General features: G+C 52.7%; 23 protein-coding genes. 20 read left to right on the top strand and 3 right to left on the bottom strand.

The window, feature by feature from the left end; all coding sequences use genetic code 11:
• The first annotated feature begins 7 nt into the window (after window positions 1-7).
• From flgG to flgL, 6 genes are all read left to right on the top strand, one after another.
• Window positions 8-790: a flagellar basal-body rod protein FlgG gene (gene flgG, locus OGY17_RS15315; protein WP_003036202.1), complete on the top strand. Its 783-nt coding sequence runs from the start codon at window positions 8-10 to the stop codon at window positions 788-790.
• A gap of 57 nt (window positions 791-847) precedes the next feature.
• Complete coding sequence (flgH, locus tag OGY17_RS15310; RefSeq protein WP_016152630.1) at window positions 848-1546, top strand: flagellar basal body L-ring protein FlgH; 699 nt, start codon at window positions 848-850, stop codon at window positions 1544-1546.
• Window positions 1547-1579: 33 nt separating this feature from the next.
• Complete coding sequence (locus OGY17_RS15305) at window positions 1580-2656, top strand: flagellar basal body P-ring protein FlgI (protein ID WP_050579918.1); 1077 nt, start codon at window positions 1580-1582, stop codon at window positions 2654-2656.
• Window positions 2656-3606 carry a flagellar assembly peptidoglycan hydrolase FlgJ gene (gene flgJ / locus OGY17_RS15300; RefSeq protein WP_016152632.1) on the top strand — a complete coding sequence of 317 codons (951 nt, stop codon included), beginning with the start codon at window positions 2656-2658 and terminating at the stop codon, window positions 3604-3606. The genes OGY17_RS15305 and flgJ overlap by 1 nt, the downstream gene beginning before the upstream one ends.
• A 64-nt stretch (window positions 3607-3670) precedes the next feature.
• On the top strand, window positions 3671-5329 hold the full coding sequence (gene flgK / locus OGY17_RS15295; protein ID WP_008784364.1) for a flagellar hook-associated protein FlgK: 1659 nt from the start codon (window positions 3671-3673) through the stop codon (window positions 5327-5329).
• Between the two features lie 14 nt (window positions 5330-5343).
• A complete protein-coding gene (flgL, locus tag OGY17_RS15290; RefSeq protein ID WP_008784365.1) occupies window positions 5344-6297 on the top strand; it encodes a flagellar hook-associated protein FlgL in 954 nt (317 codons plus the stop codon).
• A 78-nt stretch (window positions 6298-6375) separates the two neighbouring features.
• Here flgL and OGY17_RS15285 read toward each other — a convergent pair whose 3' ends face one another.
• Window positions 6376-7575 carry an MFS transporter gene (locus OGY17_RS15285; RefSeq protein WP_020996496.1) on the bottom strand — a complete coding sequence of 400 codons (1200 nt, stop codon included), beginning with the start codon at window positions 7573-7575 and terminating at the stop codon, window positions 6376-6378.
• A gap of 21 nt (window positions 7576-7596) precedes the next feature.
• Here OGY17_RS15285 and OGY17_RS15280 point away from each other — a divergent pair, with 21 nt between their 5' ends.
• Window positions 7597-8622, top strand: coding sequence for a LysR family transcriptional regulator (locus OGY17_RS15280; RefSeq protein WP_071845196.1), 1026 nt, complete (start codon window positions 7597-7599; stop codon window positions 8620-8622).
• Between the two features lie 40 nt (window positions 8623-8662).
• Here OGY17_RS15280 and rne read toward each other — a convergent pair whose 3' ends face one another.
• Window positions 8663-11926, bottom strand: coding sequence for a ribonuclease E (gene rne / locus OGY17_RS15275; protein WP_008784368.1), 3264 nt, complete (start codon window positions 11924-11926; stop codon window positions 8663-8665).
• Between the two features lie 574 nt (window positions 11927-12500).
• Between rne and rluC the strand changes: the two genes are divergently transcribed.
• Entirely contained in the window at window positions 12501-13454 is a 954-nt protein-coding gene (gene rluC / locus OGY17_RS15270; protein WP_219987824.1) for a 23S rRNA pseudouridine(955/2504/2580) synthase RluC, read from the top strand.
• An 82-nt stretch (window positions 13455-13536) separates the two neighbouring features.
• On the opposite strand, the gene OGY17_RS15265 is transcribed toward rluC, so the two are convergent.
• A complete protein-coding gene (locus OGY17_RS15265; RefSeq protein WP_003832177.1) occupies window positions 13537-14121 on the bottom strand; it encodes a Maf family protein in 585 nt (194 codons plus the stop codon).
• A 197-nt stretch (window positions 14122-14318) separates the two neighbouring features.
• Between OGY17_RS15265 and yceD the strand changes: the two genes are divergently transcribed.
• The 12 genes from yceD to holB all read left to right on the top strand — a co-directional run bounded on the left by yceD (window position 14319) and on the right by holB (window position 24276).
• Window positions 14319-14840: a 23S rRNA accumulation protein YceD gene (yceD, locus tag OGY17_RS15260; RefSeq protein WP_003036239.1), complete on the top strand. Its 522-nt coding sequence runs from the start codon at window positions 14319-14321 to the stop codon at window positions 14838-14840.
• Window positions 14841-14856: 16 nt separating this feature from the next.
• Window positions 14857-15030, top strand: a complete 174-nt coding sequence (rpmF, locus tag OGY17_RS15255) for a 50S ribosomal protein L32 (protein WP_003036242.1) — start codon at window positions 14857-14859, stop codon at window positions 15028-15030.
• 123 nt (window positions 15031-15153) lie between these two features.
• Window positions 15154-16233 carry a phosphate acyltransferase PlsX gene (gene plsX, locus OGY17_RS15250; RefSeq protein ID WP_071846967.1) on the top strand — a complete coding sequence of 360 codons (1080 nt, stop codon included), beginning with the start codon at window positions 15154-15156 and terminating at the stop codon, window positions 16231-16233.
• 77 nt (window positions 16234-16310) lie between these two features.
• Window positions 16311-17264, top strand: a complete 954-nt coding sequence (gene fabH, locus OGY17_RS15245; RefSeq protein WP_003832181.1) for a beta-ketoacyl-ACP synthase III — start codon at window positions 16311-16313, stop codon at window positions 17262-17264.
• Between the two features lie 15 nt (window positions 17265-17279).
• Window positions 17280-18209, top strand: a complete 930-nt coding sequence (gene fabD, locus OGY17_RS15240; protein WP_003832182.1) for an ACP S-malonyltransferase — start codon at window positions 17280-17282, stop codon at window positions 18207-18209.
• A gap of 12 nt (window positions 18210-18221) precedes the next feature.
• Window positions 18222-18956, top strand: coding sequence for a 3-oxoacyl-ACP reductase FabG (fabG, locus tag OGY17_RS15235; protein ID WP_003036255.1), 735 nt, complete (start codon window positions 18222-18224; stop codon window positions 18954-18956).
• A 154-nt stretch (window positions 18957-19110) separates the two neighbouring features.
• Window positions 19111-19347, top strand: a complete 237-nt coding sequence (gene acpP, locus OGY17_RS15230; RefSeq protein WP_000103754.1) for an acyl carrier protein — start codon at window positions 19111-19113, stop codon at window positions 19345-19347.
• 85 nt (window positions 19348-19432) lie between these two features.
• Complete coding sequence (gene fabF / locus OGY17_RS15225; RefSeq protein ID WP_003036260.1) at window positions 19433-20674, top strand: beta-ketoacyl-ACP synthase II; 1242 nt, start codon at window positions 19433-19435, stop codon at window positions 20672-20674.
• A gap of 135 nt (window positions 20675-20809) precedes the next feature.
• The gene (gene pabC / locus OGY17_RS15220) at window positions 20810-21619 is read left to right on the top strand and encodes an aminodeoxychorismate lyase (protein WP_032942963.1); all 810 of its coding nucleotides are present in this window, start codon (window positions 20810-20812) and stop codon (window positions 21617-21619) included.
• Between the two features lie 2 nt (window positions 21620-21621).
• Window positions 21622-22644 carry a cell division protein YceG gene (yceG, locus tag OGY17_RS15215; RefSeq protein WP_125363414.1) on the top strand — a complete coding sequence of 341 codons (1023 nt, stop codon included), beginning with the start codon at window positions 21622-21624 and terminating at the stop codon, window positions 22642-22644.
• A complete protein-coding gene (gene tmk, locus OGY17_RS15210; RefSeq protein WP_048214457.1) occupies window positions 22634-23275 on the top strand; it encodes a dTMP kinase in 642 nt (213 codons plus the stop codon). Before yceG ends, tmk begins: the two co-directional genes overlap by 11 nt.
• Complete coding sequence (gene holB, locus OGY17_RS15205; RefSeq protein WP_286607735.1) at window positions 23272-24276, top strand: DNA polymerase III subunit delta'; 1005 nt, start codon at window positions 23272-23274, stop codon at window positions 24274-24276. Before tmk ends, holB begins: the two co-directional genes overlap by 4 nt.

The following is a 24276-nucleotide window of genomic DNA, read 5'->3' as shown; positions in this document are numbered from 1 at the left end:
ACATTTTATGATCAGTTCATTATGGATCGCCAAAACCGGCCTGGATGCACAGCAAACCAACATGGATGTGATTGCCAACAACCTGGCAAACGTCAGCACCAACGGATTTAAACGCCAACGTGCCGTGTTTGAGGATCTGTTGTACCAGACGATTCGTCAGCCTGGCGCACAGTCTTCTGAGCAGACCACACTGCCGTCTGGTTTGCAGATTGGTACCGGTGTACGTCCGGTTGCGACCGAGCGTTTACACAGTCAGGGTAACCTGTCGCAGACTAACAACAGTAAAGATGTGGCGATTAAAGGCCAGGGCTTTTTCCAGGTCATGTTGCCCGATGGTACGTCCGCTTATACCCGCGACGGTTCTTTCCAGGTGGATCAGAACGGTCAGTTGGTGACGGCGGGTGGTTTTCAGGTTCAGCCTGCCATCACCATTCCGGCTAACTCGCTCAGTATCACCATTGGACGCGACGGTATTGTCAGCGTGACCCAACAGGGGCAGGCGGCACCTGTTCAGGTAGGACAGCTTAACCTGACAACCTTCATGAACGATACCGGTCTGGAAAGCATTGGTGAGAATCTGTACACCGAAACGCAGTCATCCGGTGCGCCGAATGAGAGCACGCCGGGGCTGAACGGCGCGGGTCTGCTGTATCAGGGCTATGTTGAAACCTCTAACGTCAATGTGGCGGAAGAGCTGGTAAACATGATCCAGGTTCAGCGCGCTTACGAAATCAACAGTAAAGCGGTATCGACCACCGATCAGATGCTGCAAAAACTGACGCAACTCTAAAGTGGAGTCCGGTGGGGTGAAAACCTCACCGGCACACTGATTTTGAAGATGACCGCAATGCGAAAATACGCGCTTCACCCATACCCAATTTTAGCCCTGCTGGTGGTTTCACTAACAGGATGTGCCTGGATCCCGGCCACGCCGCTCGTGCAGGGCGCAACGTCTGCTCAGCCGGTTCCAGGCCCGACGCCGGTGGCGAATGGCTCAATCTTCCAGTCGGCACAACCGATTAACTATGGTTATCAGCCACTCTTTGAAGATCGTCGTCCACGCAATATTGGCGATACGCTGACCATCGTATTGCAAGAAAACGTCAGCGCGAGCAAAAGCTCCTCGGCAAACGCCAGCCGCGACGGCAAGACCAACTTTGGTTTTGATACCGTACCGCGCTACCTGCAAGGGCTGTTTGGTAACGAACGTGCCGACGTAGAAGCCTCCGGCGGCAACACCTTTAACGGTAAAGGCGGCGCGAACGCCAGCAATACCTTCAGCGGTACGTTGACCGTGACGGTCGATCAGGTACTGGTGAATGGCAATTTACATGTCGTGGGTGAAAAACAGATCGCCATTAATCAGGGCACTGAGTTCATTCGCTTCTCCGGGGTCGTTAACCCGCGCACCATCAGTGGCAGCAACTCCGTACCGTCAACCCAGGTTGCGGACGCGCGTATTGAGTACGTCGGTAACGGCTACATCAATGAAGCGCAGAATATGGGCTGGTTGCAGCGTTTCTTCCTTAACTTGTCGCCGATGTAAGCGAGGTACCCAGTGTTTAAATCTTTTGTTGGAATGGTACTGGTGCTGATAACCACCTTTGCGCATGCTGACCGTATTCGTGACCTGACAAGCGTTCAGGGCGTGCGGGAAAACTCGCTGATAGGTTATGGGCTGGTAGTCGGTCTGGATGGTACGGGTGACCAGACCACCCAGACGCCGTTTACGACGCAAACGCTCAATAACATGCTTTCGCAGTTGGGGATAACCGTGCCAACTGGCACCAATATGCAGCTGAAAAACGTGGCGGCGGTGATGGTTACCGCGTCGTTTCCTGCATTCGGTCGTCAGGGACAAACCATTGACGTGGTGGTTTCCTCTATGGGGAATGCCAAAAGCCTGCGCGGCGGTACGCTGCTGATGACCCCGTTAAAAGGGGTCGATAGTCAGGTGTATGCCTTGGCACAGGGGAATATTTTGGTGGGCGGTGCGGGCGCGGCTGCAGGTGGCAGTAGTGTGCAGGTTAACCAGCTCAATGGTGGACGCATTACCAACGGCGCGATTATCGAACGTGAATTACCCAGCCAGTTCGGCGGTGGTAACACCATTAATCTGCAGCTTAATAATGAAGATTTCACGATGGCGCAGCAGATTACCGACACCATCAACCGCGCGCGTGGCTTTGGTAGCGCAACGGCGTTGGATGCCCGAACCATTCAGGTTCGCGTACCAAGCGGCAACAGCTCGCAGGTGCGTTTCCTCGCTGATATCCAGAATATTGAGGTGAACGTCACGCCGCAGGATGCGAAAGTGATTATCAACTCGCGCACCGGATCTGTCGTCATGAACCGTGAAGTGACGCTGGATAGCTGTGCCGTGGCACAAGGCAACTTGTCGATCACGGTGAACCGCCAGGCGAACGTCAGCCAACCGGACACACCGTTTGGTGGTGGACAAACCGTGGTGACGCCACAAACCCAGATTGACCTGCGCCAGAGCGGTGGTTCACTGCAAAGCGTGCGTTCCAGCGCCAACCTGAACAATGTGGTGCGTGCGCTGAATGCGCTGGGGGCAACGCCGATGGATCTGATGTCCATTCTGCAATCGATGCAGAGCGCGGGTTGCTTACGCGCCAAACTGGAAATCATCTAATGATTGGTGACAGCAAACTGCTGACCAGCGCGGCCTGGGATGCGCAATCACTGAACGAACTGAAAGCGAAAGCGGGTCAGGATCCGGCGGCGAATATCCGTCCGGTCGCCCGTCAGGTTGAAGGGATGTTCGTGCAGATGATGCTGAAAAGCATGCGTGAAGCGCTGCCGAAAGATGGCGTGTTTAGCAGCGATTCAACGCGCTTGTATACCAGTATGTATGACCAACAAATTGCGCAGCAAATGACCGCAGGCAAAGGTCTGGGGCTGGCTGAAATGATGGTCAAGCAGATGACTGAAGGGCAAGCGCAACCTGCGGATGACGCGCCGCAGGTGCCGATGAAGTTTTCACTGGAAACGGTGACCAGCTATCAAAATCAGGCATTGACGCAACTGGTCCGCAAAGCCATCCCCCGGGCGACGGAAAGCAATGATGAGCCGCTGTCAGGTGACAGTAAAGACTTCCTCGCCCAGCTATCGCTGCCGGCTAAGCTGGCCAGCCAGCAAAGCGGCGTCCCGCATCATCTGATTCTGGCACAGGCGGCGCTGGAATCCGGATGGGGGCAGCGACAAATTCGCCGTGAGAACGGTGAACCGAGCTTTAACATTTTTGGCGTGAAGGCTTCAGGAAGCTGGAAAGGTCCAACCACTGAAATCACCACGACTGAATATGAGAACGGTGAGGCGAAAAAGGTGAAAGCCAGATTCCGCGTCTATAGCTCTTACCTTGAGGCGTTGTCGGATTATGTCGGTCTGATATCGCGTAACCCGCGCTATGCGGCAGTGACCGCTGCCGCGACAGCCGAGCAAGGGGCGCAGGCATTGCAAAATGCGGGTTACGCCACGGACCCTAACTATGCGCGAAAATTAACCAGCATGATCCAGCAGTTGAAATCGATGAGTGAAAAAGTGAGCAAAACCTACAGCACGAACATCGATAATCTCTTTTAAATAGCTCAAGTCTACCGACCTGCTGCCGATAATAACGAGTATTGAAGGATTACAAGGAACCTCCATGTCCAGCTTGATTAATAACGCGATGAGTGGACTCAGCGCAGCGCAGGCCGCGTTGAATACTGCCAGTAACAACATCTCCAGCTATAACGTTGCCGGATATACCCGACAGACGACAATTATGGCGCAAGCGAACAGCACGCTGGGTGCGGGGGGCTGGGTAGGCAATGGTGTCTATGTTTCTGGTGTACAACGTGAATATGACTCCTTTATCACTAACCAGTTGCGAGCAGCGCAGAACCAGAGCAGCGGTCTGACGACACGTTATGAGCAAATGTCAAAAATCGACAATCTGCTCTCCAGCAAAACCAGTTCTATTTCGACCTCCATGCAGGACTTTTTTACCAGCCTGCAAACGCTGGTCAGCAACGCCGAAGATCCGGCGGCACGCCAGGCGCTAATCGGTAAAGCTGATGGATTGGTAAATCAGTTTAAAACGACCGACCAGTATCTGCGCGATCAGGATAAGCAGGTCAATACCGCGATTAAAGCCAGCGTTGATCAGATCAACAACTATTCGAAACAAATTGCCAGCCTCAACGACCAGATTTCTCGTATGACAGGCGTCGGCGCAGGTGCGTCTCCTAACGACCTGCTTGACCAGCGCGATCAGCTGGTCAGTGAATTGAATCAGATTGTCGGTGTTGAAGTCAGCATTCAGGATGGAGGCACTTACAACCTGACCATGGCCAACGGCTATTCGCTGGTGCAGGGCAGCAATGCGCGTCAACTGGCGGCAGTGCCTTCCAGCGATGACCCTAATCGTACAACCGTGGCCTACGTTGATGGCGTTGCCGGAGCTGTTGAAATTCCGGAGAAACTGCTGAATACCGGTTCACTGGGCGGACTGCTCACCTTCCGTTCTCAGGAGCTGGATCAGACGCGTAATACCCTCGGCCAACTGGCGCTTGCATTTGCCAGTGCATTTAACGCCCAGCATAAAGAAGGTTTTGATGCCAACGGCGATCAGGGTAAGGATTTCTTTGCTATCGGCAGCCCGGAAGTCTTCAACAACGCGAAAAATACGGGTACAGGATCGTTAAGCGCTAAGATCACTGACAGCTCCGCTGTGCAGGCGACAGATTATAAAATCGTTTTTGATGGGACGGACTGGCAGGTTACTCGCCTGGCGGATAATACCAGCTTCAAAGCCACCGTGACCGGTGGAAAAATGTCCTTTGACGGGATGGAAATCACCGTTAATGCTGGCGCGAAAGCTAATGACAGTTTTACTGTAAAACCCGTGAGTAACGCTATCGTTGATATGAAAGTTATGGTGACCGACGAGTCGAAAATCGCCATGGCTCAAGTGTCTAAAAATGATACGGACCCCACCATCGATAAAGGCAAGAGCGACAACCGTAACGGTCAGAAACTGTTAGATCTGCAAACCAAAGCGACTGTCGGCAATAAGACCTTCAACGATGCATATGCCACGCTGGTAAGCGATGTCGGGAACAAAACCGCTACGCTGAAAACCAGTGCCACCACCCAGAACAACGTGGTGACACAGCTTTACCGGCAGCAACAATCTATTTCCGGCGTTAACCTCGACGAAGAGTACGGTAATTTACAGCGTTTTCAGCAGTATTACCTGGCTAACGCGCAAGTGCTGCAGACCGCGAATGCGTTGTTTGATGCACTGATTAATATCCGCTAAGGGAGAGGGACACAATGCGTATCAGCACCCAGATGATGTACCAGCAGAATATGCGTGGCATCACTAACTCTCAGGCTGAATGGATGAAGTTCGGCGAGCAGATGTCAACGGGCAAACGCGTGATCAACCCATCAGACGATCCGATTGCCGCCTCGCAGGCCGTGGTACTTTCTCAGGCTCAGGCGCAGAACAGCCAATATACGCTGGCACGCTCATTCGCGACGCAAAAGGTGTCGCTGGAAGAGAATGTTCTGAGCCAGGTGACGACGGCAATTCAGGCTGCACAGGAAAAAATCGTTTATGCCGGGAACGGAACGTTAAGTGATGATGACCGTGCATCGCTGGCCACCGACCTGCAGGGGATCCGCGATCAGCTGATGAACCTGGCAAACAGTACCGACGGTAATGGTCGCTATATTTTCGGTGGATATAAAACAGAATCCGCACCGTTTGCCCAGGCAGATGGCGCTTACAGCGGCGGTACAACAAACGTTACCCAACAGGTCGATGCCTCCCGAACCATGGTGATTGGTCATACTGGCGATAAAGTATTCGCCAACCTGACCAGCAACGCTGTACCGGAACCTGGTGGCGGCACTCAGGAAAAGAACCTGTTCAAAATGCTGGATACCGCTATTGATGCGCTCAAAACCCCTATTGAGGGTAATGACGTGGCAAAAGCTACCGCCGCTGCTGCCATTGATAAAACCAACCGTGGCCTGAAAAACTCGTTGAATAACGTCCTGTCCGTTCGTGCAGAATTAGGTACGCAGCTGAGTGAATTAAGCTCGCTGGATTCACTGGGTGCCGATCGTGCATTAGGCCAAACTCAGCAGATGAGTAATCTGGTGGATGTCGACTGGAACGCCGCGATCTCGTCTTATGTCATGCAGCAAGCTGCGCTACAGGCATCATACAAAGCGTTTACCGATATGCAGGGAATGTCGTTGTTCCAGCTCAATCGTTAACGCCTCGTTTTGAAACATATCTTGAAACTGGGTATGTTTGTCTGCCCGCTCCTTTAACACCCCGGAGCGGGCATTTTTTTAGGCAACCGACGTATTACTAAGCGACGGGTTCCCCGTCAGTCTTATGACCAACGCAATTGCACTGCTGAAGGTAGCCAACGCAACGACACCTTCCCAATTGGCCAGGGCGTAGACCTGACTTCCGAGAACCGAACCCAGCGCCATACCGATAAACACCATCGTAAACAGCAGAGCGTTCAATCGTCCTCGTGCCAGAGGTTCCAGGCTATAGACCAGATTCTGGTGGGCAACCAGGCTGGATTGCAATCCGAGATCAAAACCTACAGCCGAAAGGGCGATGAGCAGCCACTGCCCCTGAACGGGCAGGGCGGGTAACAAAAACATCAGTGCGAAAGATACCGTTACCAGCAAAGCACCCAATTGCGTCACTTTTGCCGCACCCACTTTATCGGCAAGATGGCCCGCCATCGGTGCGGCAAGCGCTCCGGCTGCCCCCGCGATACCAAAAGCACCCGCTATAGCGCTACCCATGTGGTAATGCTCAGATAACATTACCGCCAGCGTAGACCAGAAGGCGCTAAAGGCTATGGACAGAAAGCCTTGTGCCAGTGCTGCGCGGCGCAAGGTGGAATATCGTTGCCAAAGTTGCGCCATTGAGAGCATTAATGATGGATAGCTCAACGTGGAATGGACCGTAAAGCGAGGCAGTACTTTCCACATAATCGCGGTAATTACGGCAATGCTGACGGCAGCGAGTTGGTACATCTCGCGCCAGCCAAACGCTTCGCCCACCAGTCCACTGACGGTACGTGAGAGTAAAATCCCCAGCAGAAGGCCCGTCATCACCGTGCCCACCGTTTTTCCCTGCTTGCCTTCGGGCGCCAGTATTGCCGCCGCAGGCACAATATCTTGTGCCATGGTTGCCGCCATTCCCATCAGCAGGCTCACCAGTAATAGCGAATGCAACTGACCGGTAAAGCTACAGGCCAGCAGCAGCGCGGCAAGAGAGATGCTTTTCAGCAGGATTAATGTCCGGCGGTCATAACGATCGCCTAATGGCAATAAAAACAATATACCTAACGCATATCCCGCCTGGGTCAGCGTCGGGACCAACCCCATACCGGTGAGACTTAAGGCCAGATCTTGACCCATTAAAGGCAGAAGAGGCTGGGCGTAGTAGATAGCGGCCACGCTGAATCCGGCGCCCATTGCCAGAACAAAAATGACCCAACGGGAAAGTGCGGTATGTGTGTTCACAAATGATTCCTCAATCACAGGATGTGCGGCTATTTTTATCCTTCAGCGAGTGGCGCGGTAGCGAGCGCAGTGGTAAAACAGTTATACGTCAGGCGTATGATGAAACTGAAAATGATAAAAAATGAGCGTATAGACAGGGTGGAGCTGATGCGTACGTTTGTACGTATTGTTGAAGCAGGATCGCTTTCGGCAGCGGCAAAACAGATAGGGACGACGCAGGCGACCGTTAGCCGACGGCTGCAATCGCTGGAAACGCTGCTGGGTGTGAAACTGCTTATGCGTACCACGCATGCGATGAAATTGACCGACGATGGCGAAAGAGGCTATCAGCATGCTAAGAAGATTATTGATGCCTGGCTGGCGCTGGAAGATGGACTTAATGTCACAGAAGATGAACCGGTGGGGACGTTGCGAGTCCGCGCACCGCATGCCTTCGGGCAACAACAACTACTTGAGCCACTTTTGCAGTTTCTTTCGCGCTATCCCCAGTTGGCAGTAGAGTGGATGCTCAACGATAAAACCGTTGATTTTCTGAGCGATAATATTGATTGTGCGATCAGGGTTGGTGCTGAGGTGGATCCGGCCACGGTTTCCGTCTTACTGGCTGAAGTTCCCCGTAGTATGGTGGTGAGTCCAGGACTGCTGGAGCAATATGGCGAGCTTTCTCATCCTGAGCAGTTATCAGCGCTGCCCTGGATTGCCGTGAACACGTTTTATCAGCATAGCATTTCGTTGTTGCACCAATTGCGTAATGAGCCAGTCACGCTGAATATTTCACCCAGATTAAGCACAGACAGTATTTATGTCGCAAGAAATGCCGCGCTGGCGGGGTTGGGAGTGACAATTGTTTCAAGCTGGATGGTGGCGGAGGATATTGCCAATGGACGTCTGGTTGCGTTGCTACCTGAGTGGCATGCGGCGCCGTTGCCTGTACATTTGGTTTATCCGTGGGCGCGTTACTATCCGACCCGCTTACGCAAGTTTCTGGCCCTAATGAAGGATGTTATGCCGCAGCTGACGGGGATGAAAGGTGTAGATCAGATATAAAAAAGCCGACCCGAGGGCCGGCTTTGATATTGATTATGGCTTACTCAACAGGCTGTGGACGTGTTGCTGGCGCAGTCGCTTGATGCGTTGCGCTGTGTCCACCTGCGGCACCTTTGCCTTCAAAGGCGAATGCCGGACGCTGCCAGTCGCTATGACGCGGCGCTTCTGGCACATATTCCGGTGCCGGAGCGCGGGTCATTGGCGCGGTTGCATGGCTGTGCAGGTGTTCAGCATCAGCGCTGGCTGCGACAACTTCAGCCTTAACGACTTCAGTTTCGACGACAGGCGCGGCAACAACGTCTTTCGGCGCTGCAACCTCTTCAACAACTGGCGCTGTTTCCACAACCTCAGTAATCTCTTCAACCACTTCTGGCTGGGGAATAACCACCTCTGCAGGCTCTTCGGCAACTGGTGCAGTCACAACGTCAGCCACAGGTTCGGCTTCAGCGGCGATTTCTTCTGCTACGGGCGCATCAGATGCAGCGATAATTTGCGGTTGTTCCTCGACCGGGGTCGCAATCACTTCCGGATGCGTGGTTTCAACCTGTGTGGTTTCAACAACGGCGGACTGAGGCTCAGCTACGACAACCTCTGGTTGCACGGCTTCAACCGGCGCAGGGGTATCCACAATGTGTTCAACGGCAGCGGCAGCAACCTGAGGTTCTACGGCGACAGGTGCAGCTTGCTGCTGGACCATTTCCTGTTCACGCTGTTCTTCAACCTGCTGATCCTGAGGACGTGCGACAGGGTAGCGGATCCAAACTTTACCGGACGCTAATTCAGGAGATGCGCAGGCGACCGTTAACGGCATCGGTGACTGAACCGGATAACGCTCGTCACGGTAACGACGACGACGCTGTCCACTGACGCGCAGATGGCGAGGAGAGCGGCGAGAACGACGCGGCATACCGTTGGAGTCACGAGCTTCGCTGTTGTCTTCCTGCTCAGTCGCAACGACGGCTGGCAGATCAACTTTCGCCAGTTCGGTGCGCTGTGCCGGTACCGGCTGTTCTGTTGGTTGAGCAACAGCAGTTTCAGCGATTGCAGCAACAGTAGCCACTTCGGCTTCAACCGCCGGGCTGTCTGTGAAACGAACTTTCTGAGTCAACTGACGCTGTTTGCGGCGGGTTTGAGGCTGACGTACGCGCTCTTCCTGCTCAGTATCCTGCACAGGTTGTTCAGCCTGGTTCAGCTCTTTAACTTCCTGCTGAGCCTGACGCTTGTCATCGTTACGACGGCGGTTGCGTTCGCGACGCGGCGCCTGCTGTTCATCACCGGATTTCGCTTTGTCTGCAACATCAGTGGTTTGCTGGCGGTTATCGCGAGCTTCCGCATTTTGCTGCTGGGACTGACGACGGTTACGGCGGTTATCTTCACGGTTTTCGCCGTTTTCTGAACGTTCGCTACGGTTGTCGCGGTCACCGCGATTATCACGGTTATCACGACGATCGTTACGGTCGCGACGATTGTTCTGACGCGGTTTACGACGATCCTGCTGGCGTTCGGTTTTCTCTTCAGCTTTCGGCGCAGGTTGTTCAACCGGTTTCACTTCTTCGCTACCACCGAAGATGGACTTCAGTGCGCCAAAGAAACGGCTAATCAAACCGGGCTGTGCGGCAACGGCTGCGGTTGCTGCTGCAGCTTTAGGCGCGGCGGCTTTCGCGGCAGGTTCCTGCAGAGCAGGGGCTGGCGGAACGTCTGGCATAGCGAAGGTGGCCAGCGCCGGTTGCTCAGGCTGTTTACGCTCGACGTACTCTTCTTCCGTCGGCAATGCCATTGCCTCTTCATGCAGTTTCGGCAGCAGGTAGCTCAGGGTCGGTGTTTCTTCCCCTTTGCGTACGCGCAGCACAGAATAGTGCGGGGTTTCCATCTGATCGTTTGGCACAATCACACAGCGCACGCCATTCTGACGCGTTTCGATAGCATTAACCGCGGTACGTTTTTCGTTAAGCAGGTAAGAGGCGATTGGCACAGGAACAATAGCATGAACTTCTTGCGTATTTTCTTTCAGTGCTTCTTCTTCGATCAGACGCAGAATAGACAGCGACAGTGATTCGTTATCACGTACGGTACCGGTGCCGGAACAGCGCGGGCACACGTGATGGCTGGATTCACCCAGAGACGGGCTCAGACGCTGACGAGACATCTCCAGCAGACCGAAGCGAGAAATATGGCTGATCTGAATACGCGCTCTGTCCTGGCGTACGGCCTCGCGCAGACGGTTTTCAACCGCGCGCTGGTGGCGAACCGGCGTCATATCAATGAAGTCGATTACAATCAGACCGCCGAGGTCGCGCAGACGTAGCTGACGGGCAATTTCATCGGCTGCTTCAAGGTTAGTGTTGAACGCAGTTTCTTCGATGTCGCCGCCGCGAGTTGCACGCGCGGAGTTGATATCGATAGCGGTCAGGGCCTCTGTGCTGTCAATAACGATTGAGCCGCCGGACGGCAGACGTACTTCGCGCTGGAATGCGGACTCAATCTGAGACTCGATCTGATAGTGGCTGAACAGCGGGATTTCGCCGGTGTACAGTTTAATTTTGCTGCTGAAATCCGGACGACCCAATGCGGCGATGTGCTGACGCGCCATCTCCATCACTTTCGGGTTATCGATAAGGATTTCGCCGATGTCCTGACGTAAGTAGTCACGGAAAGCGCGAACGATAACGTTGCTTTCCTGGTGGATCAGGAACGGAGCAGGGCGGCTGTCAGCGGCTTTTTGAATCGCTTCCCAGTGCTTCAGGCGGAAGCTCAGGTCCCACTGCAGCGCTTCGGCGGATTTGCCGACCCCTGCGGTACGCACGATAAGGCCCATGCCATCAGGCAGTTCCAGGCTTGCCAGCGCTTCTTTTAATTCGGTACGGTCGTCGCCTTCAATGCGACGGGAGATACCGCCCGCGCGCGGGTTGTTCGGCATCAGAACCAGATAACTACCCGCCAGGCTGATAAAGGTAGTCAGCGCAGCGCCTTTATTGCCGCGTTCTTCTTTATCGATCTGAACGATGACTTCCTGACCTTCGCGCAACACGTCTTTAATGTTGGGACGACCATGGGAGTTGTAGTTAGCGGGGAAGTATTCGCGGGCAATTTCTTTTAACGGGAGGAAACCGTGACGTTCAGCGCCGTAATCAACAAAAGCAGCTTCCAGACTCGGTTCAATACGGGTAATTTTGCCTTTATAGATGTTGGCTTTTTTCTGTTCGTGTCCAGGACTTTCGATATCCAGATCGTACAGACGTTGCCCATCTACAAGGGCGACACGCAACTCTTCCTGCTGAGTTGCGTTAATTAACATTCTTTTCATCGTAACTTACTCATTATTCTTACATTGACGACTAAGCTGCGGGCAGAGTAATGCCTTTCCGGGTGTGAACCGATGGCCTCGTGTCTATTCGCGTCGCCAACCTCACGGTTATCGTCAGCTCAAAGAGGCGCAGAGTGTCGGTTGCCTGCATTTCATACGGAAACACAGCGCAATTATCAGGGGAACAGTCTGGGTGTTACTCTCCAGAAAAGCTTCCATATTACCGGTAAGGACTGCAACCCGCAGCCCGCTAACTGCCTGAAAGATCAATACGTCTTACGCCATTGCTGCGTTGATGATCGGTCGGGCAAAATTGGGTCATTCCGGAAAAGTTCTTGTTTTAACAAGATTCAACACGGAAACAACCTCATTATTCCACTGCTAACCTTGTTATAGCAAGATGACTTTTGCCATTTATCACCCGGTTACTCACAGTTTTTTCACTTCCGCGTAGTGATTGCTTTAATAACCACCAAATCGGCTATGTCAAACTTAAGTAATAGGGTATAGCAGTTAATATAAGCATAGAAAAATGTGTGGCGCGAATCTTGATGGCTATTTAAAATCGGCCCCCATGAAAACAGAGACTCCAGCCGTAAAAACAGTTGCCATTACTGCCGACGAAGCAGGGCAACGCATCGATAACTTTTTGCGCACCCAGCTTAAGGGCGTGCCGAAAAGTATGATTTATCGCATTTTGCGTAAAGGCGAAGTGCGGGTGAATAAAAAACGCATTAAACCCGAGTACAAACTCGAAGACGGGGATATTGTGCGTATTCCACCTGTGCGTGTCGCTGAACGTGAAGAAGAGGCCATTTCACCGAACCTGCAAAAGGTCGCGGCGCTGACCGACGTCATTTTATATGAAGATGACCACATTCTGGTGCTTAACAAACCTTCAGGTACGGCCGTACATGGCGGAAGCGGGTTAAGCTTTGGCGTCATTGAAGGATTACGAGCACTGCGCCCGGAAGCGCGTTTCCTTGAACTGGTGCATCGCCTCGACCGGGATACCTCCGGCGTGCTGCTGGTTGCCAAAAAACGCTCAGCCTTGCGTTTATTGCATGAACAACTGCGTGAAAAAGGCATGCAGAAAGACTATCTCGCGCTGGTTCGAGGTCAATGGCAGTCGCATGTCAAAACCGTGCAGGCGCCGCTGTTAAAGAACATTCTGCAAAGTGGCGAGCGTATCGTGCGGGTGAACCAGGAAGGCAAACCGTCAGAAACACGTTTTAAAGTGGAAGAGCGCTATGCGTTTGCCACGCTTGTGCGCTGTAGCCCGGTGACCGGACGTACGCACCAGATTCGTGTGCATACCCAGTATGCCGGTCATCCAATTGCTTTTGACGATCGCTACGGTGACCGTGAGTTCGATAAGCAACTGGCGGATACGGGGTTGAATCGACTTTTCCTGCACGCCGCAGCGTTGAAATTTACCCATCCTGGAACGGGTGAAGTGATGCGTATTGAGGCGCCGATGGATAAGCAATTGAAGCGCTGCCTCGAGGTTTTACGCAGTAAAGCCTGATGCGCGTTGCTTATCAGGCCTACAACCGTGTGATGCACCGTAGGCCTGATAAGACGCATCGCGTCGCCATCAGGCAGATCAATCAGGCATTCAACGGGTTCATCTCTTCCCGCCGCAGCATTTGACACAACGCGATAAGCGGCAAACCGATCAGGGTATTTGGGTCACGACCCTCCAGGCGTTCAAAGAGTGCAATACCTAACCCTTCACTTTTGAAACTACCTGCACAATGAAGCGGGCGCTCTTTGCGCAGATAATCATCAATTTCCGCCTCGCTTAAATGACGGAAATGGACGTCAAAAGGTTCTACTTCAGTTTGTAAATGTCCGGTCGCAGAATTATACAGCGCCAGTCCGGTGTAAAACGTCACAATATTGCCACGGGCTTTGAGTAATTGTTGGCGGGCATTTTCTTCAGTTAATGGTTTGCCGGTTATTTCACCATCAAGAACACAAATTTGATCGGAGCCAATAATCAGATGCGATGGGTAACGGTGGGCGAGAGATTGCGCTTTTTTCTGCGCCAGTCGCAAGACTAAATGGCGTGGTGCTTCGCCGGGCAACGGCGTTTCATCAACCTCTGGCGCAGCGCATTCAAACGGGATTGCCAGTTTTTCGAGTAAAGCGCGACGCCAGGGGGAGGTAGAAGCAAGAATAAGTTGAGGCATATTTTTTCCCTCGCATATAGCGTATTGATGAGAGCCATTTTAAACTATGGACTTCGACCTACAAGCTGGCTGTAGTGGCTTGTCTTGAGTGATTTTAAGTCGATGACCCGCAATGTGTGCGAATTATTGGCAAAAGGCAACCACAGGCTGCCTTTTTCTTTGACTATATGACGTTACAAAGTTAATATGCGCGCCCTATGCAAAAGGTAAAATTACCCCTGACTCTTGATCCGGTTCGTACGGCTCAAAAACGCCTCGATTATGAAGGTATCTATACTTCTGATCTGGTTGAGCGCGTCGCCGATTCTGTAGTCAGTGTGGACAGTGATGTGGAATGCTCCATGTCGTTCGCTATCGATAACCAGCGTCTCGCCGTTATAACCGGTGATGCGAAGGTATCGGTTACGCTCGAATGTCAGCGTTGCGGGAAACCGTTCCCACTTCATGTTCACACAACATATTGTTTTAGTCCTGTCCGTTCTGACGAGCAGGCTGAAGCACTCCCGGAAGCGTATGAGCCGATTGAGGTTAACGAATTCGGTGAAATCGATCTGCTTGCAATGGTTGAAGATGAGATTATCCTCTCCTTGCCGGTAGTTCCGGTGCATGATTCTGAACACTGTGAAGTGTCCGAGGCGGACATGGTCTTTGGCGAATTGCCTGATGAAGCGCAAAAACCAAACCCATTTGCCGTATTAGCCAGCTTAAAGCGTAAGTAATTGAGGAGTAAGGTCCATGGCCGTACAACAGAATAAACCAACCCGTTCCAAACGTGGCATGCGTCGTTCTCATGACGCTCTGACCGCAGTCACCAGCCTGTCTGTAGACAAAACTTCTGGTGAACAACACCTGCGTCACCACATCACTGCCGACGGTTTCTACCGTGGCCGTAAGGTAATCGCTAAGTAATCACGCATGACTCAATGGCTTTCCCACTTCTGGTGAGAAAGACAAAGAGTGAACGCGTGATGAAGCTTAGTGAGGCTTTCCCCGGGTAACTGGGGAAACACCTAACCGGGCAGCGACGATACCTTGACACGTCTAACCCTGGCGTTAGATGTCATGGGGGGAGATTTTGGCCCTACCGTGACAGTGCCTGCAGCATTGCAGGCACTGAATTCTAATTCGCAACTCACACTTCTTTTAGTCGGGGATCCCGATACAATCACGCCATTACTTGCCAAAGCTGACTTCGAACAACGTTCGCGTCTGCAGATTATCCCTGCTCAGTCAGTTATTGCCAGTGATGCCCGGCCCTCGCAAGCTATTCGCGCCAGTCGTGGAAGCTCAATGCGTGTTGCCCTGGAGCTCGTGAAAGAAGGTCAGGCACAAGCTTGTGTCAGCGCCGGTAATACGGGCGCACTCATGGGACTTGCGAAGTTATTGCTCAAACCTCTTGAGGGGATTGAGCGTCCTGCGTTGGTGACGGTGTTACCTCATCAGCAAAAGGGCAAAACGGTGGTGCTGGATTTGGGCGCCAACGTAGATTGTGATAGCACGATGTTGGTGCAATTTGCCGTCATGGGTTCCGTGCTGGCAGAAGAGGTTGTTGGCATTGCCAATCCTCGCGTAGCGTTACTCAACATCGGCGAAGAAGAAACGAAAGGTCTCGACAGTATTCGAGATGCTTCAGCTGTGCTAAAAACAATCCCTTCCATTAATTATATCGGCTATCTTGAAGCCAATGAGTTACTGACTGGCAAAACCGATGTGTTGGTCTGTGACGGTTTTACAGGTAATGTCACATTAAAGACGATGGAAGGTGTTGTCAGAATGTTCCTTTCACTGCTGAAATCTCAGGGTGAGGGCAAAAAACGGTCGTGGTGGCTGCTGTTATTAAAACGTTGGTTACAAAAAAGCCTGACAAGGCGATTTAGTCACCTCAACCCCGACCAGTATAATGGCGCCTGTCTGTTAGGATTGCGCGGCACGGTGATTAAGAGTCATGGTGCGGCCAATCAGCGAGCATTTGAAGTCGCGATTGAACAGGCAGTGCAGGCGGTGCAGCGACAAGTTCCTCAGCGAATTGCCGCTCGCCTGGAATCTGTATACCCAGCTGGATTCGAACTGCTGGACGGTGGCGAAAGCGCAAAATCACGAGCACACAGATAACGGTGCGTTTGTGAATGTGGCCAACGTATCAGCGATTTGCTCGTAGCGGTATATAACCAAAAAGTGACTGAGCGTACATGTATACGAAGATTATTGGTACTGGCAGCTATCTGCCTGAACAAGTGCGTACTAACGCCGATTTGGAAAAAATGGTTGAGACGTCTGATGAGTGGATCGTCACTCGTACAGGTATCCGTGAACGCCATATTGCAGCGCCAAATGAAACAGTTGCGACGATGGGCTTTGCCGCCGCAAACCGTGCGATTGAAATGGCGGGCATCGACAAAGAACAAATTGGTCTGATTGTGGTTGCTACCACATCATCCACTCACGCATTTCCAAGCGCGGCGTGCCAGATCCAAAGTATGCTGGGGATCAAAGGCTGTCCAGCGTTTGACGTTGCAGCCGCTTGTGCTGGCTTCACTTACGCCCTGAGCGTTGCCGACCAGTACGTTAAATCTGGCGCAGTTAAGCATGCTCTGGTCGTTGGCTCCGATGTCCTGGCCCGTACCTGCGATCCAACCGATCGCGGAACGATCATTATTTTCGGTGATGGGGCTGGTGCGGTTGTACTGAGCGCATCAGAAGAGCCAGGCATTCTCTCCACGCATCTGCACGCTGACGGTCGCTACGGCGAACTGTTGACGCTGCCTAACGCCGATCGCGTGAACCCGGAAAACCCGATCCACCTGACGATGGCGGGTAACGAAGTATTTAAAGTCGCGGTGACCGAGCTTGCGCACATCGTTGATGAAACGCTGGAAGCCAATAATCTCGACCGTTCTGCGCTGGACTGGCTGGTGCCGCATCAGGCTAACCTGCGCATTATCAGCGCGACAGCTAAAAAGCTGGGTATGTCGATGGATAATGTTGTCGTGACGCTCGACAGACATGGTAATACCTCTGCTGCCTCCGTACCGTGCGCGCTGGACGAAGCCGTCCGCGACGGGCGTATTAAAGCTGGGCAGTTGATATTGCTTGAGGCCTTCGGGGGTGGATTCACCTGGGGCTCCGCGCTGGTTCGTTTTTAGTATAAGGATTTAATCATGACGCAATTTGCATTTGTGTTTCCGGGGCAGGGTTCCCAGACCGTTGGGATGTTGTCTGAAATGGCAGCAAACTACCCAATTGTTGAAGAAACATTTGCTGAAGCATCAGCTGCACTGGGCTATGATCTGTGGGCGTTGACTCAGCAAGGTCCGGCTGAAGAACTGAATAAAACCTGGCAGACGCAGCCCGCGCTGTTGACCGCATCCGTTGCGCTTTATCGCGTATGGCAGCAGCAGGGGGGTAAAACACCTGCGCTGATGGCGGGTCACAGCCTGGGCGAATATTCTGCGCTGGTATGTGCGGGTGTTATCGGTTTTGCCGATGCCGTACGTCTGGTTGAACTGCGTGGCAAATTCATGCAGGAAGCGGTTCCGGAAGGCACTGGCGGCATGTCTGCTATTATCGGTCTGGACGATGCCGCTATCGCTAAAGCGTGCGAAGAGTCTGCCGAAGGCCAGGTGGTTTCACCGGTAAACTTTAACTCACCGGGTCAGGTGGTTATTGCCGGGCATAAAGAAGCCGTAGAACGTGCTGGTGCTGCATGTAAAGCCGCGGGTGCTAAGCGTGCGCTGCCGCTGCCGGTCAGCGTTCCTTCTCACTGCGCGCTGATGAAGCCTGCCGCTGAGAAACTGGCCGTTGAGCTGCAGAAAATCACCTTTAACGCGCCGACTGTTCCGGTTGTGAACAACGTCGACGTGAAGTGCGAGACCACGGCAGACGCAATTCGCGATGCGCTGGTTCGTCAGCTGTATAGCCCGGTTCAGTGGACTAAAACCGTTGAATTTATGGCATCCCAGGGCGTAGAGCACCTGTATGAAGTCGGTCCGGGTAAAGTTCTGACCGGTCTGACGAAACGTATTGTTGACACCCTGACTGCTTCGGCACTGAATGAGCCGGCGGCACTGTCTGCGGCGCTAGAGCAATAAAAGAGGAAGACCATGAGTTTTGAAGGAAAAATCGCGCTGGTTACCGGTGCAAGCCGTGGCATTGGCCGCGCAATTGCTGAGACACTTGTTGCCCGTGGCGCGAAAGTTATCGGTACTGCTACCAGCGAAAGCGGCGCGCAGGCCATTAGCGATTACTTAGGTGCAAATGGTAAAGGTCTGATGTTGAATGTGACCGATCCGGCATCTATCGAATCTGTTCTGGAAAATATTCGCGCAGAATTTGGTGAAGTCGATATCCTGGTCAATAATGCCGGGATTACTCGTGATAACCTGTTAATGCGCATGAAAGATGACGAGTGGAACGATATCATCGAAACCAACCTGTCATCTGTTTTCCGTCTGTCAAAAGCGGTAATGCGAGCTATGATGAAAAAGCGTCATGGGCGTATTATCACTATCGGTTCTGTGGTTGGTACCATGGGAAATGCGGGTCAGGCTAACTACGCTGCGGCGAAAGCGGGTCTGATCGGCTTCAGTAAATCACTGGCGCGCGAAGTTGCGTCTCGTGGCATTACTGTAAACGTTGTTGCTCCGGGCTTTATTGAAACGGACATGACGCGTGCGCTGTCTGATGATCAGCGTGCGGGTATTCTGGCGCAGGTTCCTGCGGGTCGCCTCGGTGGCGCTCAGGAAATCGCCAGTGCGGTTGCATTTTTAGCTTCTGACGAAGCAAGTTACATCACAGGTGAGACTTTGCACGTCAACGGCGGGATGTACATGGTTTAACCACGATGAAAAATATTTGCGTTATTGTAGGTCTTGGCCTCAAAATAACGTAAAATCGTGGTAAGACCTGCCGGGATTTAGTTGCAAATTTTTCAACATTTTATACACTACGAAAACCATCGCGAAAGCGAGTTTTGATAGGAAATTTAAGAGTATGAGCACTATCGAAGAACGCGTTAAGAAAATTATCGGCGAACAGCTGGGCGTTAAGCAGGAAGAAGTAACCAACAATGCTTCCTTCGTTGAAGACCTGGGCGCAGATTCTCTTGACACCGTTGAGCTGGTAATGGCTCTGGAAGAAGAGTTTGATACTGAGATTCCGGACGAAGAAGCTGAGAAAATCACTACCGTTCAGGCTGCCATTGATTACATCAACGGCCACCAGGCGTAAGTGAACATCTCCAGGCGGTCATTCGACCGCCTGAGTTTTATCTTTTTATCCCACTTGAATTATTTTCCCTCCCTGGAGGACAACCGTGTCTAAGCGTCGTGTAGTTGTGACCGGACTGGGCATGTTGTCTCCTGTCGGCAATACCGTAGAGTCTACCTGGAAAGCTCTCCTTGCCGGTCAGAGTGGCATCAGCCTGATCGACCATTTCGATACTAGCGCCTATGCAACGAAATTTGCTGGCTTAGTAAAGGATTTTAACTGTGAAGACATTATCTCGCGTAAAGAACAGCGCAAGATGGATGCCTTCATTCAATATGGAATTGTCGCTGGCGTTCAGGCCATGCAGGATTCTGGCCTCGAAATTACGGAAGAGAACGCTCATCGTATTGGCGCCGCTATCGGCTCTGGTATTGGCGGTCTCGGTCTTATCGAAGAAAACCATACCTCACTGGTAAACGGTGGACCGCGTAAGATCAGCCCGTTCTTCGTTCCGTCGACGATTGTTAACATGGTGGCTGGTCACCTGACCATCATGTACGGCCTGCAAGGGCCAAGCATCTCCATCGCGACCGCCTGTACTTCAGGCGTGCATAACATCGGTCATGCCGCACGTATCATTGCATACGGCGACGCAGACGCGATGGTTGCGGGTGGTGCTGAAAAAGCCAGTACGCCGTTGGGTGTGGGTGGCTTTGGCGCGGCACGTGCACTGTCTACGCGTAATGATAATCCACAAGCGGCAAGCCGCCCATGGGACAAAGAGCGTGACGGTTTTGTGCTGGGCGACGGCGCTGGCATGGTGGTACTGGAAGAGTACGAGCATGCGAAAGCGCGCGGTGCAAAAATCTATGCTGAAGTCGTTGGCTTCGGTATGAGCAGCGATGCTTACCACATGACGTCGCCACCGGAAAACGGTGCAGGCGCTGCGCTGGCAATGGTCAACGCACTGCGCGATGCGGCTATCGAAGCGGGTCAGATTGGCTATGTCAACGCACATGGTACGTCTACGCCTGCAGGCGATAAAGCTGAAACCCAGGCAGTGAAATCTGTCTTTGGCGATGCGGCAAGCCGTGTAATGGTAAGCTCCACTAAATCCATGACCGGACACCTGTTGGGTGCGGCGGGCGCGGTAGAGTCAATTTTCTCTATCCTGGCGTTGCGCGATCAGGCTATTCCGCCAACCATCAACCTGGATAACCCGGATGAAGGTTGTGACCTGGACTTCGTACCTCACGAAGCGCGTCAGGTTAGTGGTCTGGAGTATGCGCTGTGTAACTCCTTTGGCTTCGGTGGTACCAACGGCTCTTTGATCTTTAAAAAGATTTAAGTCCGTCAGGTGATGCGCTAGCATCGATAGCAAATTGAAAAGGTCCGCTTGTCGGGCCTTTTTTTATTCGGTTTTCCGCCCTTGTCCTGTGTTACTCATCCTGCCAAACTAGCGGACCAGAAATAAGGAGCCACCATGTTCTTAATTAATGGCTGCGAGCAAGATATGCTGGCCGCAAGCGATCGAGCGACCCAATTTGGTGATGGCTGTTTTACCACTGCCTGTATTATCGACGGTGAAATCCCTCTCTTTGCAGCGCATCTTGAGCGTTTACAAGACGCTTGCCAAAAACTGCTGATCTCTTTTGAAGATTGGTCCGAGCTGCAAAATGAAATGAAAATGCTGGCGAAAGGGCACGTACGCGGTGTGTTGAAAGTGATTATCAGCCGTGGCAGTGGAGGCCGGGGTTACAGTGGCAAAAATTGTCATAGTGCCACACGCATCCTCTCCGTTTCAGCCTGGCCCGATCATTACGATCGTTGGCGACAAGAAGGCATTACGCTGGCGCTAAGCCCAGTGCGACTGGGGCGTAATCCGCTACTTGCCGGACTTAAACATCTGAATCGACTGGAGCAGGTGTTGATTCGCTCTCATCTTGAGCAGACGGACGCAGATGAAGCGCTGGTCCTTGACAGTGAGGGATGGGTTACGGAATGCTGTGCGGCTAATTTGTTCTGGCGTAAAGGCGATGTGGTTTACACGCCCCGGCTGGACCAGGCCGGAGTGAACGGTATTATGCGACAATTCTGTATCCGGATGCTGGCACAATCGCCATTCAGTATTGTCGAAGTGTATGCCGGGTTGGAGGAGGTAATGCAGGCTGATGAAATCGTCGTCTGTAACGCGTTAATGCCCATTATTCCCGTGCGTGCCTGTGGCGACACGTTGTTGTCTTCACGTTTGTTATTCGATTATTTAGCCCCACTTTGTGAGCACCCGAATTAGTCATGAAAAAACTGTTACTTGTTGTCCTGTTATTGCTGGTTGTGCTGGGCATTGCCGCTGGAGTGGGAATGTGGAAAGTTCGCCATCTGGCGGACAGCAAATTATTGATTAAAGAAGAAACGATTTTTACGCTGAAAGCGGGGACGGGCCGTCTGGCTCTCGGCGAACAGCTGTATGCAGACAAAGTTATCAATCGTCCGCGCGTGTTCCAGTGGCTGCTGCGTGTGGAGCCCGAGTTGTCGCATTTTAAGGCCGGAACATATCGCTTCACGCCTGACATGACGGTGCGGGACATGCTGCAACTGCTGGAAAGCGGCAAAGAGGCGCAGTTCCCGTTACGTCTGGTTGAAGGGATGCGCCTGAGCGATTACCTCAAACAGCTGCGTGATGCGCCGTATATCAAACATACGTTAAGCGACGATAGCTATGAGACCGTGGCCGAGGAACTTAAGCTGGAAAACCCGCAATGGGTAGAAGGCTGGTTCTGGCCAGATACCTGGATGTATACCGCCAATACTACTGACGTAGCGTTGCTAAAACGCGCGCATCAGAAAATGGTTAAAGCGGTGGATACTGTCTGGGAGGGGCGCGCTGATGGCCTGCCTTATCAGGACAAAAATCAGCTGGTAACCATGGCTTCTATTATTGAAAAAGAAACTGCGGTTGCCAGCGAGCGCGACCAGGTGGCTTCGGTCTTTATTAACCGCTTACGTATCGGTATGCGTTTACAAACCGATCCGACCGTGATTTACGGGATGGGTACACGGTATAATGGCAAATTGTCGCGTGTGGATTTAGACACCCCGACCGCCTATAACACCTATACCATTACGGGACTGCCGCCTGGCCCGATTGCCATGCCGGGAGAGGCTTCATTGCAGGCCGCGGCGCATCCGGCAAAAACGCCGTATCTCTATTTTGTGGCTGACGGTAAAGGCGGCCACACGTTTAACACCAATCTTGCCAGCCATAACCGGTCCGTGCAGGATTACCTGAAAGTGCTTAAGGAAAAAAATGGGCAGTAACTATATCGTCATTGAAGGCCTGGAAGGCGCCGGAAAAACCACCGCGCGTAACGTGGTGGTGGAGACACTTGAGCAACTCGGTATTCGTGACATGGTTTTCACCCGTGAACCTGGTGGAACGCAGCTGGCTGAGAAACTAAGAAGTCTGGTGCTGGATATTAAATCGGTCGGTGACGAGGTCATTACCGATAAAGCCGAAGTTCTGATGTTTTACGCGGCGCGTGTACAGTTGGTCGAAACCGTTATTAAACCTGCACTGGCGAAAGGCGCGTGGGTAATTGGCGATCGTCACGATCTGTCGACCCAGGCGTATCAGGGCGGCGGACGCGGTATCGATCAAAACATGCTGGCAACCCTGCGTGATGCGGTGCTTGGTGATTTTCGCCCGGACCTGACGATTTATCTGGATGTGACACCAGAAGTCGGGTTGAAGCGTGCCCGTGCCCGCGGCGAGCTGGATCGTATTGAGCAGGAATCTTTCGACTTCTTTAATCGTACTCGCGCGCGCTATCTTGAGCTGGCTGCCAAAGACGCCAGCATTCGTACTATAGACGCTACGCAGCCGTTGGAGGCTGTGATGGCTGATATCCGTCATACCATCACCCAATGGGTGAAGGAGCAGGGCGCATGAAATGGTACCCATGGTTACGACCAGATTTTGAAAAACTGGTAGCTAGCTACCAGACGGGTCGTGGTCACCATGCGTTACTGATTCAGGCGTTACCCGGAATGGGCGACGACGCGCTGATTTACGCCCTCAGCCGCTATTTAATGTGCCAGCAGCCGGAAGGGCATAAAAGCTGTGGACAGTGCCGCGGCTGTCAGCTAATGCAGGCGGGGACGCACCCTGACTACTATTCGCTGCTGCCGGAAAAAGGCAAAAGCACGCTGGGGGTTGATGCGGTACGCGAAGTCAGTGAAAAGCTGTACGAGCATTCGCGTCTCGGCGGTGCGAAAGTGGTGTGGATCCCGGATGCCGCCCAGTTAACCGATGCCGCCGCCAACGCCTTGCTGAAAACGCTGGAAGAACCCCCGGCACAAACCTGGTTTTTCCTCGCCAGCACAGAGCCAGCTCGCTTGCTGGCGACATTACGCAGTCGTTGCCGGTTACATCATCTTGCGCCACCTCCGGAGTCGTATGCGATCTCCTGGCTCGCTCGTGAGGTGACTGCGTCGTCAGAAGCGCTGCTTAGCGCGTTACGCCTGAGTGCTGGTTCGCCTGGCGCGGCACTTACGTTGTTACAGGCTGAAAGCTGGGCGCACCGCACAGATTTTTGTGCGGCACTGGGGAACACATTAAATGCAGGCGACTGGTATATCTTGCTCGCGGCGTTAAACCACGATCAGGCTGCCGCCCGTTTACACTGGCTGGCAACGTTGTTGACGGATGCGTTGAAACGTCCGTATGGGGTTTCCCATTTAACGAATCCTGATGCGCTGGACCTGATATCTTCTATCGCAGAACGGTTATCCGTTGCCCAGATACAGGCGATACTCGGTGACGTTTGTCATTGTCGTCAGCAACTGCTGAACGTAACAGGCGTAAACCGTGAGCTGGTGTTAACCGATCTTATTCTTCGTATTGAGCATTACCTGCAACCAGGCACCGTACTGCCTGTTCCCCATCTTTGA

This window comes from Citrobacter sp. Cpo126 (genome assembly GCF_030332445.1).
Classification (GTDB): Bacteria; Pseudomonadota; Gammaproteobacteria; order Enterobacterales; family Enterobacteriaceae; genus Citrobacter; species Citrobacter portucalensis.
Note: the sequence above shows the minus strand (reverse complement) of the source record. Positions and strands in the feature narration are given on the sequence as shown.

What these genes read in the sequence shown, in the direction of transcription:
- flgG (WP_003036202.1), top strand. Translation starts at nt 8, where the DNA reads ATGATCAGTTCATTATGGATCGCCAAAACCGGCCTGGATGCACAGCAA.
- flgH (WP_016152630.1), top strand. Translation starts at nt 848, where the DNA reads ATGCGAAAATACGCGCTTCACCCATACCCAATTTTAGCCCTGCTGGTG.
- OGY17_RS15305 (WP_050579918.1), top strand. Translation starts at nt 1,580, where the DNA reads ATGGTACTGGTGCTGATAACCACCTTTGCGCATGCTGACCGTATTCGT.
- flgJ (WP_016152632.1), top strand. Translation starts at nt 2,656, where the DNA reads ATGATTGGTGACAGCAAACTGCTGACCAGCGCGGCCTGGGATGCGCAA.
- flgK (WP_008784364.1), top strand. Translation starts at nt 3,671, where the DNA reads ATGTCCAGCTTGATTAATAACGCGATGAGTGGACTCAGCGCAGCGCAG.
- flgL (WP_008784365.1), top strand. Translation starts at nt 5,344, where the DNA reads ATGCGTATCAGCACCCAGATGATGTACCAGCAGAATATGCGTGGCATC.
- OGY17_RS15280 (WP_071845196.1), top strand. Translation starts at nt 7,597, where the DNA reads ATGTGCGGCTATTTTTATCCTTCAGCGAGTGGCGCGGTAGCGAGCGCA.
- rne (WP_008784368.1), bottom strand. Translation starts at nt 11,926, where the DNA reads ATGAAAAGAATGTTAATTAACGCAACTCAGCAGGAAGAGTTGCGTGTC.
- rluC (WP_219987824.1), top strand. Translation starts at nt 12,501, where the DNA reads ATGAAAACAGAGACTCCAGCCGTAAAAACAGTTGCCATTACTGCCGAC.
- OGY17_RS15265 (WP_003832177.1), bottom strand. Translation starts at nt 14,121, where the DNA reads ATGCCTCAACTTATTCTTGCTTCTACCTCCCCCTGGCGTCGCGCTTTA.
- yceD (WP_003036239.1), top strand. Translation starts at nt 14,319, where the DNA reads ATGCAAAAGGTAAAATTACCCCTGACTCTTGATCCGGTTCGTACGGCT.
- rpmF (WP_003036242.1), top strand. Translation starts at nt 14,857, where the DNA reads ATGGCCGTACAACAGAATAAACCAACCCGTTCCAAACGTGGCATGCGT.
- fabH (WP_003832181.1), top strand. Translation starts at nt 16,311, where the DNA reads ATGTATACGAAGATTATTGGTACTGGCAGCTATCTGCCTGAACAAGTG.
- fabD (WP_003832182.1), top strand. Translation starts at nt 17,280, where the DNA reads ATGACGCAATTTGCATTTGTGTTTCCGGGGCAGGGTTCCCAGACCGTT.
- fabG (WP_003036255.1), top strand. Translation starts at nt 18,222, where the DNA reads ATGAGTTTTGAAGGAAAAATCGCGCTGGTTACCGGTGCAAGCCGTGGC.
- acpP (WP_000103754.1), top strand. Translation starts at nt 19,111, where the DNA reads ATGAGCACTATCGAAGAACGCGTTAAGAAAATTATCGGCGAACAGCTG.
- pabC (WP_032942963.1), top strand. Translation starts at nt 20,810, where the DNA reads ATGTTCTTAATTAATGGCTGCGAGCAAGATATGCTGGCCGCAAGCGAT.
- yceG (WP_125363414.1), top strand. Translation starts at nt 21,622, where the DNA reads ATGAAAAAACTGTTACTTGTTGTCCTGTTATTGCTGGTTGTGCTGGGC.
- tmk (WP_048214457.1), top strand. Translation starts at nt 22,634, where the DNA reads ATGGGCAGTAACTATATCGTCATTGAAGGCCTGGAAGGCGCCGGAAAA.
- holB (WP_286607735.1), top strand. Translation starts at nt 23,272, where the DNA reads ATGAAATGGTACCCATGGTTACGACCAGATTTTGAAAAACTGGTAGCT.